This is a genomic window from Kribbella sp. CA-245084 (assembly GCF_050942355.1).
Classification (GTDB): domain Bacteria; phylum Actinomycetota; class Actinomycetes; order Propionibacteriales; family Kribbellaceae; genus Kribbella.
Genome location: NZ_CP192053.1, coordinates 2,666,131 through 2,683,421 on the forward strand (window position 1 = coordinate 2,666,131; position 17,291 = coordinate 2,683,421).

A 17,291-nucleotide genomic window follows, 5' to 3' on the forward strand; every position below is an offset into this window, starting at 1 on the left:
ACTGTCCACGTGCCACCAGTTCAAGCTCCGCCCTCGCAGCAGCTCCCCGCGGTCCAGAAGCTCCGGGTGAGGTTCGCCAAGCGGGGACGGCTGCGATTCACCTCACACCGTGACTTCCAGCGGGCGTTCGAGCGCGCCGTACGGCGGGCCGGGCTGCCGGTGGCGTTCTCGCACGGCTTCAGTCCGCACCCGAAGATCTCGTACGCCGGTGCCGCGCCGACCGGGGCTGCCTCGGAAGCGGAGTACCTGGAGATATCGCTCACACACGAACGGGACGCCGACGAGGTCCGGACCGCGCTCGACGAGGCGCTGCCGCCGGGACTCGACGTACTCGAAGTGGTCGTCGCCGGGCCGGGGTCGCTGGCCGAGCGACTCGAGGCCAGTGAGTGGCGGATCGCGTTACCGGGGGTGGATCCCGAGGCGGCCGGAGCCGCGGTAGAGGCCTTCCTGGCGCGGGACGAAATTATGGTCGAGCGCATGACCAAACGGGGGGTTCGTTCGTTCGACTGTCGGGCTGCCGTTCTCCGACTCACCGTCGCGAGTGAACCGGGGTCGGTTGAGACGTGTGCGATACTGCAAGTGGTGTTACGGCACGGAACCCCGGCCGTGAGACCCGACGACGTTCTCGCCGGCGCGCTCGAGGTAGCGACGCTCACGGTGACGGGCCCGGCTCTTTTGACCAGGCTCGCCCAGGGCCCGCTCACCACGGACACCGGCACGGTGGAAGACCCGCTCGCTCGTGACCGCGACGCCAACCAGGCGACCGCGACCGGCCAGGCAGATCCCCACCAGACGCACACAGCGGAGGGCGACGCCGCCGCTCCCTCTGTGCCCTGAGCGCGGGCGGAGCGGATCCAGCAGGCTTCCGCCACGCGGCGGCCCCGGGAAGATTTCCGGGCCGGGCGCGGCGAACCGTGACCGCCTTGTGGCCGCGCCGGACCCGTGACAGGGGCCGCAGGATGCGCCGGAGGGCTTGAGGAGACCCGCACTACATGCTCGACAACGAGCCGACCACCGAGGCAGCCGACACGGCTGCCACCGCCCAGCCCACCGCCTCCACCCGCAGGACCGCGAAGAAGGCGCCGGCTGCCAAGAAGACCACCACCACGCGGAAGCGCACGGTGAAGACCGCCGCCGGAGACGGCACCGCGGTCCCGACCCAGTCCGACGCGCAGACCGCCGATCCGGCGCCCGCTCCGGCCAAGAAGGCGGCAGCCAAGAAGACTGCCGCGAAGAAGACCACGGCCAAGAAGGCCGCGGCGAAGGCTCCGGCCAAGAAGACCGCCCGCGCCGCCCAGACCGCTGAGCAGGACATCTTCCCGCAGTTCGTCCCCGACGACGCGCCGGAAACCGCAGCTGCGGCTCCCGCGAAGAAGACCACCCGCAAGCGCACCGCCAAGAAGGCCGCCGCGCCGGACCTGCTGTCCGCAGATTCGCCGGTCACCGACGGCCCGGTAGCCGACGCCGAGACCAGCGCGCCGGCCGCGGACGCCCCCGCCCGCAAGCGCACCTCCCGCCGCCGTACGAGCAAGACCGCCGAGCCGGCCGCAGAGGCCGGCTCCACCCACGTTGACTCCGGCGCGGCGACCCGCGGCGCAGCTGACACCGACTCCGCCGTGACTGACGGCGGCTCTGCAGACCGCTCCGGTTCCGCCCGGTCCCGCAGCACCTCCACGGACCGCTCCGGCTCGGCGGAGCGGTCCGGCGCGTCGGTGGACCGCTCCGGATCCTCCGCTGACGGCGCCGAGGTGCCGGCTGAGGAGTCGGGCACCCGCCGTACCCGTCGGCGTGCAGCTGCCCCCGCGGCCGTCCTGTTCCAGGCACCGACCGGTGGCCCTCAGCAGGCCGCACCCCAGCAGGCCGAGCCGGCCGCCACGGTTGAAGCGACCTCCGAGGCGACCCCGGAGCCCGGGACCGACGAGCAGCCGACCGGCAACCGCCGTCGCCGCAGTCGTCGTAACCGCGACGCAGATGCCCGCGAGACCGAGGTAGCCGAGGAGACCACCGAGGGCGCCCAGCCGCAGGCGAGCGCCACAGACACTCCCGCCGACGAGACCAGCAGGTCCACCGGAAGGTCCCGGACCCGGTCCGCCCGGAAGACCACCGACACCGCCGGCGCAACCGCCTCGGGCGCGACCACGGCAGGCGCAACAGCGACCGGCACGGACATCGACACCGAGACCGACGAGGCGGACGAGGAGTCCGCGGACGTCACCGACGCACAGTCCGAGGACGGCGAGGAAGGTGGCGAGGGGACTCGTCGCCGTCGCCGTCGCCGCGGTGGGCGTCGTCGTCGCAAGTCCGGTGACGGCGCTGACGACAACGCCGACGACCAGTCCGACGACGAGGACGAGGCCGACACCCAGGACACCGACCAGGATGCCGACGCGTCCGAGGACGGCGACCAAGACGCGGCCGACTCTGACGAGGACGGCGAGGCAGGCAGTTCGTCCCGGCGTCGCCGCCGTCGCCGTCGCCGCAAGGGCGAGGACAGCGGCGCCGCGTCCCCGGACGACCCCGACGAGACCGTCGTACGCGTCCGTGAGCCGCGCAGCAAGACCGTCAACAACGAGATCACCGCGGTCGAGGGCTCGACCCGTCTCGAGGCCAAGAAGCAGCGCCGCCGCGAGGGTCGCGCCGCCGGCCGTCGCCGCGCGCCGATCGTGACCGAGGCCGAGTTCCTGGCCCGTCGCGAGTCGGTCGAGCGGACGATGGTCATCCGGTCCCGCGACGACCTGACCCAGATCGCGGTCTCCGAGGACAACGTCCTGGTCGAGCACTACGTGACCACCGCAGAGCAGACGTCGCTGATCGGCAACGTGTACCTCGGCCGCGTGCAGAACGTGCTGCCGAGCATGGAGGCCGCGTTCATCGATATCGGCAAGGGCCGCAACGCGGTTCTGTACGCCGGTGAGGTGGACTGGGCGACCCTTGGTGGCGCCAACGGTCCGCGCAAGATCGAGCAGGTGCTGAAGTCCGGTCAGGCGGTCCTGGTCCAGGTGACCAAGGACCCGATCGGCCACAAGGGCGCACGGCTCACCAACCAGATCAGCCTCCCCGGCCGGTACGTCGTGTACGTCCCGCGCGGCGGCAACGGCGGGATCAGCCGCAAGCTCCCCGACACCGAGCGGAACCGGCTGAAGACGATCCTCAAGGACATCGTCCCCGACGAGGCCGGCGTGATCGTCCGGACCGCCGCGGAAGGCGCCTCGGAGGAGGAGCTGACCGCCGACGTCAGCCGGCTGCAGTCCGCCTGGGAGGACATCGACAAGAAGTCCAAGAACGGCCAGGCCCCGCAGCTGCTGTACGGCGAGCCGGATCTGCTGATCCGCGTCGTCCGCGACCTGTTCACCGAGGACTTCGCGAAGCTCGTCATCTCCGGCGACCGTGCGTACGAGCAGGTTCGTGAGTACGTCGCCGGCGTCGCGCCGCACCTGGCCGACCGGGTCGAGAAGTGGGGCGGGGACGGCGACGTCTTCGCGAACTACCGGATCGACGAGCAGATCAAGAAGGCGCTGGACCGCAAGGTCTGGCTGCCGTCGGGCGGCTCGCTGATCATCGACCGGACCGAGGCGATGACCGTCGTCGACGTCAACACCGGCAAGTTCACCGGCTCCGGGGGCAACCTCGAGGAGACCGTCACCAAGAACAACCTGGAAGCGGCCGAGGAGATCGTCCGCCAGCTCAGGCTCCGTGACATCGGCGGCATCATCGTCATCGACTTCATCGACATGGTGCTCGAGTCGAACCGCGATCTCGTACTGCGCCGGCTGGTGGAGTGCCTGGGCCGCGACCGGACCAAGCACCAGGTCGCCGAGGTCACCTCGCTCGGCCTGGTCCAGATGACCCGGAAGCGGATCGGCACCGGCCTGCTCGAGGCGTTCAGCGAGAACTGCGACCACTGCGGTGGCCGCGGCCTGATCCTGCACGACGAGCCGAAGGAGTCCCGCCGCCGCGACAGCCGCAACGGCCAGGGCAACAACGGCAACGGCCAGGGCAACAACGGCAACGGCCAGAGCACCAACGGCAACGGTCAGGGCAACGCGAACGGCAACGGTCAGGAGAACGCCAAGTCCGCGCAGGCGGAGGAGGGCGGCCGGAAGAGTTCGCGCCGTCGCCGGGGCAAGGGCCGCGGCGAGGACGAGGCCGCCGAGCCCACGGCGGCCGAGACCGCGCAGCACAACGCCGACGCCGCCCAGAGGCTCGCGCAGATCGCCGCCGCTTCCGTGAAGAAGGACGACGAGCACGGTACGCCGGAACCGACCGGCTACCCGATCTCTGCCGACGCCGAAGAGCACGTCAGCCCCGAGGCGACAGGCTTCCCGGCCGACACGGCTCAGGCGACGACCGTGATCACCGAGGCCGCGGAGTCCACCGGCACCGAGGCTCCGGCCGCGGGCGAGGCGGCCGACCCGGCCGACGCCGCCCAGAACGGCGCCACCAAGAGCACCCGGCGGCGGCGCAGCAGCCGCAGCCGGAGCAAGACCGCTACCGAGGGTGAAGGCGCGGACCAGTCCGAAACGCTCGTCACCACCGGCAGCTAACCGATTTCGGGTTTGCGGACCCGGGGTTGTAAGCTATTGGTTCGGTGCGCTGAGGCGCACCGAACCTGTGCTTGATGTGAGAGTGAGTGGATTACAGCCTCTCGCGTCACGCTTGTAAGTTTCCGAACCAGCAGAGAGTGAGATCCACGGTGTACGCGATCGTGCGCAGTGGCGGCACCCAGCAGAAGGTCGCCGTCGGCGATGTCATCGAGATCGACAGCCTGACGGACAAGGTGGGCGACACTGTGTCCCTTCCGGCGGTCCTGGTCGTCGATGGCGACACCGTGACGACCGACTCTGCGGCGCTGGCCAAGGTGGCCGTTTCGGCCGAGGTTCTCGGGCGCTCCAAGGGCCCGAAGATCACCATCATGAAGTACAAGAACAAGACCGGTTACCGCAAGCGCCAGGGGCACCGTCAGCACTACACCCAGGTCAAGGTCACCGCGATCGACGCGAAGAAGAAGTGAGCTGATCTAGATATGGCACACAAAAAGGGAGCAGCGTCGACCCGTAACGGTCGTGACTCCAACGCGCAGCGGCTCGGCGTGAAGCGGTACGGCGGTCAGCTGGTCAACGCCGGCGAGATCATCGTCCGTCAGCGTGGCACGCACTTCCACCCGGGCAACCTGGTCGGCCGTGGCGGCGACGACACGCTGTTCGCGCTGGCCGAGGGCCACGTGGAGTTCGGCACCCGGCGCGGTCGCCGCGTCGTCAACATCGTCCCGGCCCCGGCGGAGTAACACCGCCACCCGGACGTTTCAGTAAGCTCTTCAAGAGGGCGGGTCGCGGAATACCGCGGACCCGCCCTTTTGCTGTGTATGTGGTTGGACCCGACAGGAAGTAGAGACACCGATGGCAATCCCCAGCTTCGTCGACCGCGTGACGGTGAATGTCGCCGCGGGCCGCGGCGGAAACGGCTGCGCCTCGGTGCACCGGGAGAAGTTCAAGCCCCTCGGCGGTCCCGACGGCGGGAACGGCGGTGACGGCGGCAGCGTGATCCTGCGCGTCGACCCCGACGTGACCACGCTCGTCGACTACCACCGCTCCAGCCACCGCACCGCCACGAATGGTGCCCAGGGCAAGGGTGATCACCAGTCGGGTAGCAACGGCGGCGACGTCGTCCTGCCGGTCCCCGACGGCACAGTCATCAGTGCGGTGAATGGCGTCGTACTCGCGGACCTCGTCGGGCCGGGTGCTGAGTTCGTTGCTGCCCAAGGCGGCAAGGGCGGTCTGGGTAACGCGGCCCTGGCCAGCAGCGCGCGCAAGGCGCCCGGATTCGCCTTGCTGGGTGAGGATGGCGAGGAGCGCACGCTCGTTCTCGAGCTGAAGGTCGTCGCCGACATCGGCCTGGTCGGCTTCCCGAGCGCGGGCAAGTCTTCGCTGGTGGCCGCGATCAGCCGCGCCCGGCCGAAGATCGCCGACTACCCGTTCACCACCCTGATCCCGAACCTCGGCGTCGTCGTTGCCGGTGACGTCACGTTCACCGTGGCCGACGTACCGGGCCTGATCGAGGGTGCGAGCGAGGGGCGCGGGCTCGGCCACGACTTCCTGCGGCACGTCGAGCGGTGCGCGGCGCTCGTACACGTCATCGACTGCGCGACGTACGAGCCGGGCCGTGACCCGCTCAGCGACCTCGACACGATCGAGGCCGAGCTGCAGGCGCACGGCGGGCTCGAGGACCGGCCGCGACTCGTTGCCCTGAACAAGATCGACGTGCCCGACGCGCGCGAGATCGCCGACATGGTGCAGGCCGAGCTGGAGCAGCGCGGGCTGCGGGTGTTCCCGATCTCGACCGCCTCGCACGAAGGCCTCGAAGCCCTGAAGTTCGCGATGGCCGACATCGTCGTACGGCGTCGTGTGGAAGAGGAGAAGCCCGACACCACGCGGATCGTGATCCGGCCGCAGGTGCAGGGCGGTCCTGAGTTCAAGGTGAAGAAGCTGCCGGACGACGGCGGCTGGCTGGTTCAGGGCGACAAGCCCGAGCGCTGGGTCCGGCAGACCGACTTCGCGAACGCGGAGGCGACCGGGTACCTGGCCGACAGGCTGAACCGGCTCGGCGTCGAGGACGAGCTGCTGAAGCTGGGCGCCCTCGCCGGCGACGCGGTGATGATCGGCGACGGACCGAACGCGATCGTGTTCGACTTCGCGCCCGACATCCTCGCCGGCGCGGAGATCCTGGCCCGGCGCGGTGAGGACCACCGGCTCGAGGAGGACCGTCCGGCCGCCCAGCGGCGGCGGGAGAAGGACACCGAGTACCACGCCCACAAGGGTGTTCGGACCGACTACAAGCAGGAATGGGGCGAGGACGAGGTCGACTTGTCCCCGGCCGAGGCGAAACGAGCAGCGGTGAAGGCGGAGAAGCTGGCGCGCAAGGAAGCGCGCGAGCTCGAAGCGGCGGAAGAAAGCACAGATCAGGACTTCTGATGGACGCTCGCGCGGAGGTCCTTGCGGCCACGCGAATCGTCGTGAAGGTCGGCTCGTCATCGCTGACCCAGCGCGGCAAGATCGATCTCGAACGACTCCGGCTGCTCGTCGACGCCATCTCGGCGCGACGGGTGGAGGGGGCCGAGGTCGTGCTCGTCTCCTCCGGCGCGATCGCCGCCGGCCTAGCCCCGATGGGGTTGCGATCCCGACCGCGTGACCTGGCCACGCAGCAGGCTGCTGCTTCGGTGGGGCAGGGCCTGCTGATGGCTCGCTACAGCGACGCGTTCGCAGCGCACGGATTGCGGGTCGGGCAGGTGCTGCTGACCGTCGATGACGTGACACGGCGCAGTCACTACCGCAACGCGTACCGCACGTTCGCGCGGCTGCTCGAGCTGGGCGTCGTACCGATCGTGAACGAGAACGACACCGTCGCGACCACCGAGATCCGCTTCGGCGACAACGACCGGCTCGCTGCGTTGACCAGTCATCTGGTCCACGCTGATCTGTTGCTGCTGCTGTCCGACGTGGACGGCTTGTACGACGGGGATCCGCGCAAGCCCGGTACGTCGATGGTCACCGAGATCCGCGGTGCGGCTGATCTCGAGCCGCTCGCGATCGGCAAGAACGGGTCGTCCAGCGTCGGCACCGGCGGCATGCAGACCAAGGTCGAGGCGGCCGCAATCGCCACAGAGGCAGGGATTCCGGTCGTTCTGACGTCGGCCGCGCGGGTCGGCGAAGCCCTGCGCGGCGATCAGGTCGGCACCCTCTTCCACCCCACCGGCCGGCGCCGGAAGACCCGCCTGCTGTGGCTGGCCCACGCAACCTCCGGCCAAGGCATTCTGCGTTTGGACGAGGGCGCCGTCCGGGCTGTGACCCAACGCCGCGCATCCCTCCTCCCGGCCGGAATCTCTGCAGTAGAAGGCACTTTCTCAGCCGGCGACCCTGTCGACCTGGTCTCGCCGTCGGGCGTGGTCATCGCCCGCGGCCTCGTCAACTACGACGCCACCGAGCTGCCGGACCTCCTGGGCCGCTCCACCCGAGACCTGGCTCGCGAACTCGGCGCGGCGTACGAACGCGAGGTAGTCCACCGCGACGACCTGGTGTTGCTGTGAAGAAGGTTGCCTGGGGTCTGCTCGGTGCGTGGATCGTCCACGACCTCGAGGAACTCGCGACGATGCCGTCGTTCTCCCGGCAGCCGGGTCTTCCGCCGTTCGTCCGGACGTCGCGCCGCGAGGCTGCCACGGCGATCGGTCTGACCGGTGTCGCGATGGCTGCTGCGTCTGCGGCAGGCGCTGCGACCGGCGGACGCAGCAAGTTCTTCCAGGCATCGCTGCTGGGCTTCGGTCTGCACGCCGGCACGCACATCGCGCAGTCCGTCGTACTGCGGCGCTACACCCCAGGCCTCGTGACGACGCCGCTCGTCGTCATCCCGTTCAGCGTTTGGGCCTGGCGACAGTTGAAGGCTGAGGGCGTACCGATCGCGCCGAGTGACCGCCGGCTCAACCTTGCACTGGCGGCGGTCGTCCCGCTGTCGCACGCGATCGCCCGTCTCCCACGGTTGAGACGACGGGTCACCGACCGGAACAACGGACCTAGGATGAGCGAGTGAGCGAGATCATCGAGTTGGCGCAGCGGGCGCGCGAGGCGTCGTACGCCTTGGCCGACGCGTCCCGGGCGACGAAGGATGCGGCGCTGCACGCGATGGCGGCGGCGCTGCGCGAGAACACGGACGCGATCGTGGCGGCGAACGCTGTCGACGTCGCGGCGGCGCGCGAGGCGGGTATGCCGGAGTCCACGGTCGACCGGCTGGCGCTGAACCCGGCGCGTGTTGACGGGATGGCGGCCGGGCTGGAGCAGCTGGCCGGGCTGACTGATCCGGTGGGTGAGGTGGTCCGCGGGTACACGCTGCCGAACGGGCTCGAGCTCCGCCAGGTCCGGGTGCCGTTCGGCGTGGTCGGCATCATCTACGAGGCGCGACCGAACGTGACCGCCGACGCCGCGGGCATCTGCCTGAAATCCGGCAACGCCGTACTGCTGCGTGGCTCGTCATCCGCTGCAGCGTCCAACACGGCGATCATCGCCGTACTGCGGGATGCTGCCGCGACATGTGGATTGCCCGCGGATGTGATCCAGGGTGTGGCGACGGATCGGGCTGCTGTGAAGGAGCTCATGCAGGCGCGCGGGCTGGTCGACGTACTGATTCCTCGTGGTGGTGCGGGCCTGATCCAGACGGTGGTCGGCGAGTCGTCGGTGCCGGTGATCGAGACGGGCGTGGGGAATTGCCACGTGTACATCGACGCTGAGGCTGATCTGGAGCTCGGGCTCGAGATTCTGTTGAATTCGAAGATCCAGCGGCCGAGCGTGTGCAACGCGGCTGAATCCCTTCTGGTGCACGCCGCGGTCGCTGACGAGTTCCTCGCTCTAGCCCTCCCCGCTCTCGCCGATGCGGGCGTGCAGGTCCATGGCGACAGTGCAGTAGTTGCCGCAAGCAAGGACACGTCGGCGTCCGGCGATGCCGACGGTGGCGGGGCGGGTGTTGTGGCTGCGACCGAGGAGGACTTCGGGACGGAGTACAACTCGCTCGACCTCTCAGCCGCGGTGGTGGACTCGCTCGAGGACGCGGTGCAGCACATCCGTCGCTACAGCTCGGGCCACACCGAGGCGATCATCACCCGGTCGCAGTCGGCGGCCCGTCGCTTCACCCAGGCGGTCGACTCCGCGGCGGTTGTCGTCAACGCGAGCACGCGCTTCACCGACGGCGGTGAGTTCGGCTTCGGCGCCGAGATCGGCATCTCCACCCAGAAACTCCACGCCCGCGGCCCGATGGGCCTCCCGGAGATGACGTCCACGAAGTACATCGTCACCGGCGAAGGCCAGATCCGCACCTGAATCAGGTGGCTTGCTCCCGCGACAGCAACTCCCACGACGCGGACCACCCGGCATCGTTCCGGAGGCGGCGCACGGAGGCGGCGCACGGAGGCGGCGCACGGAGGCGGCGCACGGAGGCGGCGCACGGAGGCGGCGCACGGAGGCGGCGCACGGAGCCGTCCGACGGGCAGATCACCCGTGCCGGCGGTACGTTCCAGCGGCCAAGTTCGCGTCGTCCGGCGTGAACGTCAGCTGAGCAGGTGCGTCGCGTCCTCCACCCGCACGACCGGCGGCTCTCCGCTCACCACGGCCAGAGCCGCCCGGTGATTCGCGCCCACCTCCAGCTCCTGCACCTGAATCCCCGCCGGCGCCGGCGCCCGAAGCTCCCCGCGCAAACCTTCCCCGGCCGCCTTCAACACAGCTTCCTTCCGCGTCCAGTACGCCGTGAACACCCGCGCCTTCGCAATCCCGTCGTACCGCTCCAGCTCCTGCGCTTCCTCCGCGCTCAGCGCAACCCGAGCCACCCCGTCAACATCGATCCGCGAATCAACCTTCTCCACATCAAGCCCCACCGGCCGATCCGAGAACGCCACCCCGACGAACTCTCCCGAGTGCGTCACCGACAACTCCACCCCGTCAGCCCGCACCTTCCCATGCGGCTTTCCACACTCGGAACAGGTCCGATCCAACCCAACCCTTGCCGGCAGCAACGAAAACCGCGCGCCGAGCACCCGCCGCGTGATCGTCACCCCCAGCAGGAACCGCGCCTTGTCCTCATCCCGCAAGTACGCGCCGAGCCGCTCGCGCTCAACCGCGTTCAAGTCGTCGACAAACTCTGTCCGAGCCAACCCGACCCTCGCCCACCAAACCTCAACCCCTGCGGGGCGCAGAGCGTTCTGGCTGACTGTCACACCGGGCCCGGCGTCCAGGTCAGCTTGCCGGTGCGAAAGTCGTGCAGCACACCGTCGATCCACTTGGCCTCAGCGATCGCAACAGCGACCTGGTACTCCGTCTCCAGCAAGGCAAACCGGGGGATCGGCTGACCGTCCACCTCCGACCGCAGCTCCAGCTGCAGCTCGGCGATGCGCTTCGTCAGCGACTCCCGGCGCTGGCTCAACAGCTCGCCCGCTGTCTGCGGCGTCAGCAGCATCACGAACGACAACCCCGCCGGGAACTCGGGGAACTCGTTGCGCGGTGTCGTCAGGATGTCCGCCAACCACTCCCGGCAGATCGTCCGTCCCTCGTCGGTCAGGTGGTAGACCGTCCGCTCCGGATAGCGCTCGTCCTGCTCCGTCGCGCCGGCCGTGAGCAGGCCGGCCTCCTCGAGCCGCACGATCATCCGGTACAGGCTGGTCCGCTGACCGACGTTGACGACCTGGTCCTTGCCCCACTGCTTGATCAACCGCTGGATCCCGTACGGATGCATCGGCCCGTTCTCCAGGAGGCCGAGGATCGCGAGTGCGAGCGGTGAGCGTCGAAAAGTCACCTCCTCAGCATAGGGGGCAAAGAAACTAGTTGCAATGTAACTAGGTCGCATGTAACTATCGATCCATGAAGACCGCAGAACTCACCCAAGGCACCGTGACGTCGCACGACGGCACCGAGATCGGCTACTACAAGACCGGCCAAGGCCCCGCCGTTGTCGTGCTCCACGGCAGCATGGAGTCCGCCCGCAGCCACACGCTCCTCGCGGAGACGCTGGCGTCAGACTTCACCGTCTACCTCCCGGACCGCCGCGGTCGCGGCCTCTCCGGACCGCAGCGCGCCGACCACACGGTCCGCACCGAGGTCGAGGACCTCGAAGCAGTTCTGACCGTGGCCGGCGCAGACCGGGCGTTCGGCGTCAGCGCCGGGGGAGCGGTCGTCCTCGAAGCGGCCCGCACCCTGCCCCTGAAGCAGATCGCGCTCTACGAGCCCGCGATCGTCGCCGACGGCGCTCCGCACCGCGAGTGGCTGATCCGCTTCGACCAGGAGATCGCCCGCGGCGACCTCGCCGGCGGGATGGTCACCAGCATGTTCGGCTTCGAGATGGCCCCGGCGTTCCTCAAGGTCATTCCCCGCGGCCTGCTCCGCAAGATGACCGAGAAGATGATGGCCAAGGAGGAGCGTCAGGCCCCCACCGGCACCATCACCATGCGCCGGCTCGCCCCCACGATCCACGCCGAAGGCACGATCGTCGCCGAGCTCGGCGGCACCTTCGACAACTTCCGGGCCCTCAACGCCGACGTACTTCTCCTGGGCGGCACCAAAGGTCTCCCAGGTCTCAAGCCCGGCCGCGCCACGCTCGAGAAGGTCCTGCCGCACTGCCGACGCATCGAGTTCGACGGCTACGACCACGGCTCGTCCTCGGACCCCGGCGGCGTCAACCCGACCGGCAAGCCAGAGGCCGTCCGGCGGATCGCCGAAGAGGTGAAGGCGTTCTTCAAGCAGTCGTGAGCGCCCACTCGACAGCATCCGCGATATCAACCACCGGATACCGCACGGCCTGGACGATCCGATCGCTGCCGATCACCAGAACGACTCGCTTCAACCGCTCGTACCCACCCGCCCGGAACGTCGGCAACCGCAGCGCCGCCACCAGTTCCAGGTCGAGGTCCGACAGCAGCAGGTGTGGGATCTCCTCCGCCCGAGCGAACGCCTGCTGCTCGTCGGTCCGCTGCGTACTCACCCCTCGTACGGCGATCCCGCGAGCAGCAAAGTCGTCGTACCGACCAGCAAACAGTCGATTCTCCAGCGTGCACCCACTGGCCCCAGCGATCTCGTTCCACCCGTCAGGCAACGGAGTCGGCCGCCCAGTCGCCGGATACCCGAACAGCACTGTCGCCCGCGCATCCGCATCCACCACGTCAACCGTCGTACCGGCTATCGACGGCAGTGCGACGTACGGCACCCGCTGACCCACCAGCTCGTGCAAGCGATGCGCCGGCGGCTCGTCCTCCGAATTGGTCCCGCTCAGAGACCCGTCGCCGAGCAGCCACCGATCGCCCCAGTCCTGCAGCGCGACGAGCACCGGCAGCAACGCGCGTCCGCGCTCAGTCAGCCGGTACGCATACCGAGTCGGCCGCTCCTGGTACGCCGACCGCGAGACGATCCCGCTCTCGAGCAGACCGTTGAGCCGCTCGGTCAGCACCTTCCGCGAGATATGCAGCGATTCGGCGAGCTGGTCGAACCGCTCCAGCCCGCGGGCCAGATCGCGGACGACCAGCAGCTCCCAGCCGTCGCCGATGACGCCGAGGGACTGCGCGATCGCGCAGTCCGGCTCGGGTGAGAAGGTGCTCCGCCGCACGACGTACTCCTTCGATTTCCGGTTGCCACCACGCTAGCCGTCCGAGTAAGTTCCTGTTAGGAACTTACAACAGGAGGGCAAGCATGTACTGGCGCCGGATCGCGGACCTGCCCACCTGGCTCAAGGCCGTCATGGTCGGCCAACTCGTCAGCTCGGCCGGCGCCCTCGCCTGGATCTACCTGACCCTCTACCTGGTCGAGGACCGCGGCATGTCGGCGCAACAGGCCGGGTTCGCGGCAGCGGCGTACGGTGTCGGGCTGCTCGGCGGCAACCTCGGCGGCGGCTGGTTCGGCGACCGCTTCGGCCTGCGTACGGCGGCAGTCGCCAGCCAGCTCGCCTGGGTCGTCACCTGTTGCGCGATGCCCTTGGCCGGCACCTCCTGGATCGGCGTCGTCGCCGCGCTGGCCGGCTTGTGCGGCGGTGCGAGCCGTCCCAACCTCAGCGCGCTGGTCGCAACCGCGCTCCCGGCCGAACGCCGCCGCGAGGGGATCGCCCTGTCCCGGACCGCGAGCAACGCCGGCTTCACCATAGGCCCGCCGCTCGGTGGACTGCTGGCGGCGTACAACTTCTCGCTGGTCTTCCTCGTCGACGCCGTGACCAGCCTGGTCATGGCGGCCGTCATCTGGCGCTTCGTCCCCGCTGCCCGCCGTACGGCGTCCGTCCGCGTCAACGGCGTGTGGCGCGCGCTGACCCGCGACCGCTCGGTGCTCGTGCTGCTGGCAACAATCGTGGTCGTCGACACCGTCTACCGGCAGATCTTCGCCACGATGCCGCTGCTCCTCCGCGATGCCGGCACGCCGGCCGTCGCGTACGGCGTACTCATCGGCGTCAGCTCCGTCGTGATCGTGCTCCTCGAGGCGCCGCTCGCCGTACGACTCCGCGGCCACCGAGCGACCCGGGTCATTGCCGTGGGCTTCGCTCTCGTCGGCGCAGGACTAGCGATCCTCGGCGTCTGGCCGGCGCTTGCGGGAGCGACGCTGGCGATCGTCGTGATCACGGCGGGGGAGATGCTCTACAAACCGACCGCCACCGCGCATGTCGCCGACGCGGCGCCGGAGGGGATGGTCGGTCGGTACTCCAGCCTGTACGCCGCGGCGTCGATCAGCGGCATGTTCCTGGCGCCGGCGCTCGGCGGGTCGGCGTACCAGCACGTCCCGGGGGCACTCTTCCCGGTCGCGGCCGGGTTAGCCGTCGTGGCCGCCATCGTCCAGTCACAGGTCAGGTCGGCTGATCGGGAAGCGGAGCCGGCCGGCCCTCCCAGCGGGTCGAGAGGACGACAGTCGTCCGTGTCCTGACCACGCCGTTGACGCGCCGCAGCGAGCCGACGACCGCCTCGAGCTGGGTGACGTCCGCGACCCGGACCTTGACGACGAGCTCCTGGTCGCCCGCCACGAACCAGCAGTCCTCGACGGCGACGATGTCCCGGACCTGCTCGACGATGTCGTCGGTCTCGACGTCGTCGCGCTGGAACAGCCCGATCAGCGCGCTGGTCCCGAGCCCGACCTGGTCCGGCGCGACCACCGCGCGGTACCCGAGGACCACGCCGCGCTCCTCGAGCCGCCGTACCCGCTCCTGGACGCTCGGGCCGGACAGGCCGACCTCACGGCCGAGCTCGGCCCAGCTGGAGCGGCCGTTCAGCCGCAGCGCCTCGATCAGCTGCCGGTCGATCGCGTCCATGACGCCTCCTGTTCACTGCAGATTCTAAGGTCTGGAATGTTTCAGACCTTTAATTCGTTTGTGACAACGTAGTTCAAACCGTACAATTGGCGGTACTGGGGTCGTCCGCCCCAGCTCTGCCGTACCAACCCAGTGAAGGAAACATGATCACCCCCGAAGTTGCCCGTGCCCACATCGACGAGCGGCACCGCGTCGCAGCGCAGGCCCGCCGCGCCCACGCCGTACCGTCTGCCTGGCGCCGGCTGCTGACCCGTCACGTCCGCCACAGCTGACCTATTCACGCGACCGGTGCCCTCCTGGGGCCACCGGTCGCTGTTGTCGGGGCGGCCACGAGATAGGCTTCGCATCATGTTCTCGATCCTCGTGCCGCAGGTGGCGGCCATTGAAACGGCCGCCGTCGAGGCGTCACACATCTCGAAGTGGTGGTATGGCGGGTTCGCGCTGTTCGTGCTCCTCCTGCTGCTGCTCGTCACCGTCATCATGGGTAAGGGCCGGCCGCACAGCTAGGCGGCTGTCGTGAAGGGCTGACGTGGCTTCTGTGGAGCGGGTACGACGCATCGGTGTGATGGGTGGCACGTTCGACCCGATCCATCATGGCCACCTTGTCGCGGCCAGCGAAGTGCAGGCGTACTTCGATCTCGACGAGGTGATCTTCGTTCCGACCGGCCAGCCGTGGCAGAAGTCGGACAAGAAGGTCTCCCCGGCCGAGGACCGGTACCTGATGACCGTGATCGCGACCGCGTCCAACCCGCGGTTCTCGGTCAGCAGGGTCGACATCGACCGGCCGGGTCCGACGTACACCATCGACACCCTGCGCGACCTGTCCAGGCTGTATCCGGACGCCGAGCTGTTCTTCATCACCGGCGCCGACGCGCTCGCCCAGATCCTCACCTGGCGCGACGTGGACGAGATGTTCAAGCTCGCCCAGTTCGTCGGCTGCACCCGGCCGGGGACCGAGAGCCTCGAACTGCCGCTCGACCAGCTGCCGATGGACCGGATCACCCTGCTCGAGGTTCCGGCGCTGGCGATCTCCTCGACCGAGTGCCGCGCCCGGGTCGCCAAAGGCAACCCGACCTGGTACCTCGTGCCGGACGGGATCGTCCAGTACATCGCCAAGCGTGAGCTCTACACCAACCGTTAGGACCTGTATGTCTGCCAGTGAACGCGCTATCGAGCTGCTGACCGCGGCTGCGGAAGCAGCCCACGACAAGAAGGCCGAGAACGTGCTCGCCTTCGACGTGTCCGAGCAGCTCGCGATCACCGACGCGTTCCTGGTCGCCTCCGCCTCCAACGACCGCCAGGTCCGCGCGATCGTGGACGCGGTCGAGGAGAAGCTGCGGGTCGACTTCGACGCCAAGCCGGTACGCCGCGAGGGCGCCCGCGAGGGCCGCTGGGTACTGCTCGACTACCTCGAGATCGTCATCCACGTCCAGCACGACGAGGAGCGAGCGTTCTACTCCCTCGAGCGGCTCTGGCGCGACTGCCCGGTCATCGCCTTGCCGTCGCCCGTCCCCGGAGCCTTAGGCGGCTCTGGCTCGGTTGTGCCTGACTCGGCGATCCCGGGCTCGGCCGTGCCTGGTTCGGCTGTGCCTGGCTCGGCTGTGCCTGGCTCGGCTTCGGCCGAATGACCGCGGGCCGGCTGATCGTCTGGCGGCATGGCCGGACGGAGTGGAACCTCCAGGACAAGATCCAAGGCCAGGCCGACATCCCACTGGACTCGGTCGGCCTCTCCCAGGCCCGCTCCGCCGCCGCCCGCCTGGCCGCCCTGGCGCCGACCAGACTCTTCGCCAGCGACCTCCAACGAGCCGTCGCCACCGCCGGTGAACTGGCCGCGCTCACCGGCCTCAAGATCGAGTACGACGAAGCGCTCCGCGAGATCGACGTCGACGACTGGGCCGGCCTCACCTCGTCCGAGCTCGCCGCCATCAACCCCGAAGCCGCCGCCCGCATGCTCAGCGGCGAACCCCAGCGCCGAGGCACCAACGGCGAAACCATCGAAGAAGTCGCCGCCCGCTTCAGCGGCGCCCTCCAACGCATCTCGGAGGAAGGCACCTCCGAAGACACCATCGCCATAGCCACCCACGGCCTGGCAGCCCGCGTAGGCATCTGCCTGTTCCTCGGCATCCCCCAAACCAACTGGCCCGCCTTCGGAGGCCTCGCCAACTGCAACTGGGTCTCCCTCCTCAACGGCCGCCGAGGCTACCGAATCGAGGAATGGAACGCCGGCTCCCTCCCCGAACCGGTCATGAGCGACGACCCCCAGAAGTAAAGGACACCGCTCCGCGGCGACTGCTCTTCTGGCCGGCTCCGCCGGCGTTGGGCTTGTTCGGCGGGCAGCTGGACCTTCGCGGCTTGCTGATCGGGGGTCCCGTCCGGAAAGGTCACCGCTTCGCGGCGGCTGTTCTGTTCGCCGGCTCCGCCGGCGTAGGGCTCGTGCGTCGGGTGGCTGGTCCTTCGCGGGGTGCTGGTCGGGGGTGCCGCCCGGAAAGGTC

At 69.2% G+C, this 17,291-nt stretch carries 19 protein-coding genes; 15 read left to right on the plus strand and 4 right to left on the minus strand.

The genetic code is table 11. The features are described 5' to 3' along the window. The first annotated feature begins 9 nt into the window (after window positions 1-9). The 8 genes from ACQPYH_RS12950 to ACQPYH_RS12985 all read left to right on the plus strand — a co-directional run bounded on the left by ACQPYH_RS12950 (window position 10) and on the right by ACQPYH_RS12985 (window position 9,857). Window positions 10-837, plus strand: a complete 828-nt coding sequence (locus tag ACQPYH_RS12950) for a TIGR03936 family radical SAM-associated protein (RefSeq protein ID WP_432890517.1) — start codon at window positions 10-12, stop codon at window positions 835-837. A 155-nt stretch (window positions 838-992) separates the two neighbouring features. Further along, window positions 993-4,544, plus strand: coding sequence for an Rne/Rng family ribonuclease (locus ACQPYH_RS12955; protein ID WP_432890520.1), 3,552 nt, complete (start codon window positions 993-995; stop codon window positions 4,542-4,544). Window positions 4,545-4,693: 149 nt separating this feature from the next. Beyond that, window positions 4,694-5,011, plus strand: a complete 318-nt coding sequence (rplU, locus tag ACQPYH_RS12960; RefSeq protein WP_130438983.1) for a 50S ribosomal protein L21 — start codon at window positions 4,694-4,696, stop codon at window positions 5,009-5,011. A gap of 12 nt (window positions 5,012-5,023) precedes the next feature. Beyond that, window positions 5,024-5,284, plus strand: coding sequence for a 50S ribosomal protein L27 (rpmA, locus tag ACQPYH_RS12965; protein WP_130381076.1), 261 nt, complete (start codon window positions 5,024-5,026; stop codon window positions 5,282-5,284). A gap of 112 nt (window positions 5,285-5,396) precedes the next feature. After that, complete coding sequence (obgE, locus tag ACQPYH_RS12970) at window positions 5,397-6,968, plus strand: GTPase ObgE (protein ID WP_432890523.1); 1,572 nt, start codon at window positions 5,397-5,399, stop codon at window positions 6,966-6,968. Continuing rightward, window positions 6,968-8,080 carry a glutamate 5-kinase gene (gene proB / locus ACQPYH_RS12975; RefSeq protein WP_432890526.1) on the plus strand — a complete coding sequence of 371 codons (1,113 nt, stop codon included), beginning with the start codon at window positions 6,968-6,970 and terminating at the stop codon, window positions 8,078-8,080. The genes obgE and proB overlap by 1 nt, the downstream gene beginning before the upstream one ends. Further along, the gene (locus tag ACQPYH_RS12980) at window positions 8,077-8,577 is read left to right on the plus strand and encodes an HXXEE domain-containing protein (RefSeq protein WP_432890529.1); all 501 of its coding nucleotides are present in this window, start codon (window positions 8,077-8,079) and stop codon (window positions 8,575-8,577) included. Before proB ends, ACQPYH_RS12980 begins: the two co-directional genes overlap by 4 nt. Then, entirely contained in the window at window positions 8,574-9,857 is a 1,284-nt protein-coding gene (locus ACQPYH_RS12985; RefSeq protein ID WP_432890532.1) for a glutamate-5-semialdehyde dehydrogenase, read from the plus strand. Before ACQPYH_RS12980 ends, ACQPYH_RS12985 begins: the two co-directional genes overlap by 4 nt. Before the next feature lie 227 nt (window positions 9,858-10,084). Here ACQPYH_RS12985 and ACQPYH_RS12990 read toward each other — a convergent pair whose 3' ends face one another. Next, window positions 10,085-10,657: a 4'-phosphopantetheinyl transferase family protein gene (locus ACQPYH_RS12990; RefSeq protein ID WP_432890534.1), complete on the minus strand. Its 573-nt coding sequence runs from the start codon at window positions 10,655-10,657 to the stop codon at window positions 10,085-10,087. Between the two features lie 86 nt (window positions 10,658-10,743). Further along, window positions 10,744-11,322 (minus strand): PadR family transcriptional regulator, encoded by a 579-nt coding sequence (locus ACQPYH_RS12995; RefSeq protein ID WP_432890536.1) that lies wholly within the window; start codon window positions 11,320-11,322, stop codon window positions 10,744-10,746. Window positions 11,323-11,387: 65 nt separating this feature from the next. Here ACQPYH_RS12995 and ACQPYH_RS13000 point away from each other — a divergent pair, with 65 nt between their 5' ends. Beyond that, the gene (locus tag ACQPYH_RS13000) at window positions 11,388-12,272 is read left to right on the plus strand and encodes an alpha/beta hydrolase (protein WP_432890538.1); all 885 of its coding nucleotides are present in this window, start codon (window positions 11,388-11,390) and stop codon (window positions 12,270-12,272) included. On the opposite strand, the gene ACQPYH_RS13005 is transcribed toward ACQPYH_RS13000, so the two are convergent. Further along, window positions 12,259-13,122, minus strand: a complete 864-nt coding sequence (locus ACQPYH_RS13005) for a winged helix-turn-helix transcriptional regulator (RefSeq protein ID WP_432890541.1) — start codon at window positions 13,120-13,122, stop codon at window positions 12,259-12,261. The two genes, ACQPYH_RS13000 and ACQPYH_RS13005, sit on opposite strands and share 14 nt — an antisense overlap. An 83-nt stretch (window positions 13,123-13,205) precedes the next feature. Between ACQPYH_RS13005 and ACQPYH_RS13010 the strand changes: the two genes are divergently transcribed. Next, window positions 13,206-14,417 (plus strand): MFS transporter, encoded by a 1,212-nt coding sequence (locus ACQPYH_RS13010; protein WP_432890543.1) that lies wholly within the window; start codon window positions 13,206-13,208, stop codon window positions 14,415-14,417. On the opposite strand, the gene ACQPYH_RS13015 is transcribed toward ACQPYH_RS13010, so the two are convergent. Then, window positions 14,341-14,799 (minus strand): Lrp/AsnC family transcriptional regulator, encoded by a 459-nt coding sequence (locus ACQPYH_RS13015; RefSeq protein WP_432890546.1) that lies wholly within the window; start codon window positions 14,797-14,799, stop codon window positions 14,341-14,343. The genes ACQPYH_RS13010 and ACQPYH_RS13015 overlap by 77 nt on opposite strands. Before the next feature lie 143 nt (window positions 14,800-14,942). Between ACQPYH_RS13015 and ACQPYH_RS13020 the strand changes: the two genes are divergently transcribed. The 5 genes from ACQPYH_RS13020 (at window position 14,943) to ACQPYH_RS13040 (ending at window position 17,068) form a co-directional block, all read left to right on the plus strand. Continuing rightward, window positions 14,943-15,071, plus strand: a complete 129-nt coding sequence (locus tag ACQPYH_RS13020) for a hypothetical protein (RefSeq protein WP_267901740.1) — start codon at window positions 14,943-14,945, stop codon at window positions 15,069-15,071. Between the two features lie 76 nt (window positions 15,072-15,147). Next, window positions 15,148-15,306 (plus strand): hypothetical protein, encoded by a 159-nt coding sequence (locus ACQPYH_RS13025; protein WP_198681415.1) that lies wholly within the window; start codon window positions 15,148-15,150, stop codon window positions 15,304-15,306. 58 nt (window positions 15,307-15,364) lie between these two features. Beyond that, complete coding sequence (gene nadD, locus ACQPYH_RS13030) at window positions 15,365-15,940, plus strand: nicotinate-nucleotide adenylyltransferase (RefSeq protein WP_238159778.1); 576 nt, start codon at window positions 15,365-15,367, stop codon at window positions 15,938-15,940. A 7-nt stretch (window positions 15,941-15,947) separates the two neighbouring features. Next, entirely contained in the window at window positions 15,948-16,427 is a 480-nt protein-coding gene (rsfS, locus tag ACQPYH_RS13035) for a ribosome silencing factor (RefSeq protein ID WP_432890551.1), read from the plus strand. Beyond that, window positions 16,424-17,068: a histidine phosphatase family protein gene (locus tag ACQPYH_RS13040; RefSeq protein ID WP_432890554.1), complete on the plus strand. Its 645-nt coding sequence runs from the start codon at window positions 16,424-16,426 to the stop codon at window positions 17,066-17,068. Before rsfS ends, ACQPYH_RS13040 begins: the two co-directional genes overlap by 4 nt. Window positions 17,069-17,291 lie beyond the last annotated feature (223 nt).

Coding starts and splice junctions, on each gene's coding strand:
- ACQPYH_RS12955 (WP_432890520.1), top strand. CDS start 993: ATGCTCGACAACGAGCCGACCACCGAGGCAGCCGACACGGCTGCCACC.
- rpmA (WP_130381076.1), top strand. CDS start 5,024: ATGGCACACAAAAAGGGAGCAGCGTCGACCCGTAACGGTCGTGACTCC.
- obgE (WP_432890523.1), top strand. CDS start 5,397: ATGGCAATCCCCAGCTTCGTCGACCGCGTGACGGTGAATGTCGCCGCG.
- proB (WP_432890526.1), top strand. CDS start 6,968: ATGGACGCTCGCGCGGAGGTCCTTGCGGCCACGCGAATCGTCGTGAAG.
- ACQPYH_RS13000 (WP_432890538.1), top strand. CDS start 11,388: ATGAAGACCGCAGAACTCACCCAAGGCACCGTGACGTCGCACGACGGC.
- ACQPYH_RS13010 (WP_432890543.1), top strand. CDS start 13,206: ATGTACTGGCGCCGGATCGCGGACCTGCCCACCTGGCTCAAGGCCGTC.
- ACQPYH_RS13015 (WP_432890546.1), bottom strand. CDS start 14,799: ATGGACGCGATCGACCGGCAGCTGATCGAGGCGCTGCGGCTGAACGGC.
- ACQPYH_RS13020 (WP_267901740.1), top strand. CDS start 14,943: ATGATCACCCCCGAAGTTGCCCGTGCCCACATCGACGAGCGGCACCGC.
- ACQPYH_RS13025 (WP_198681415.1), top strand. CDS start 15,148: ATGTTCTCGATCCTCGTGCCGCAGGTGGCGGCCATTGAAACGGCCGCC.
- nadD (WP_238159778.1), top strand. CDS start 15,365: ATGGGTGGCACGTTCGACCCGATCCATCATGGCCACCTTGTCGCGGCC.
- rsfS (WP_432890551.1), top strand. CDS start 15,948: ATGTCTGCCAGTGAACGCGCTATCGAGCTGCTGACCGCGGCTGCGGAA.
- ACQPYH_RS13040 (WP_432890554.1), top strand. CDS start 16,424: ATGACCGCGGGCCGGCTGATCGTCTGGCGGCATGGCCGGACGGAGTGG.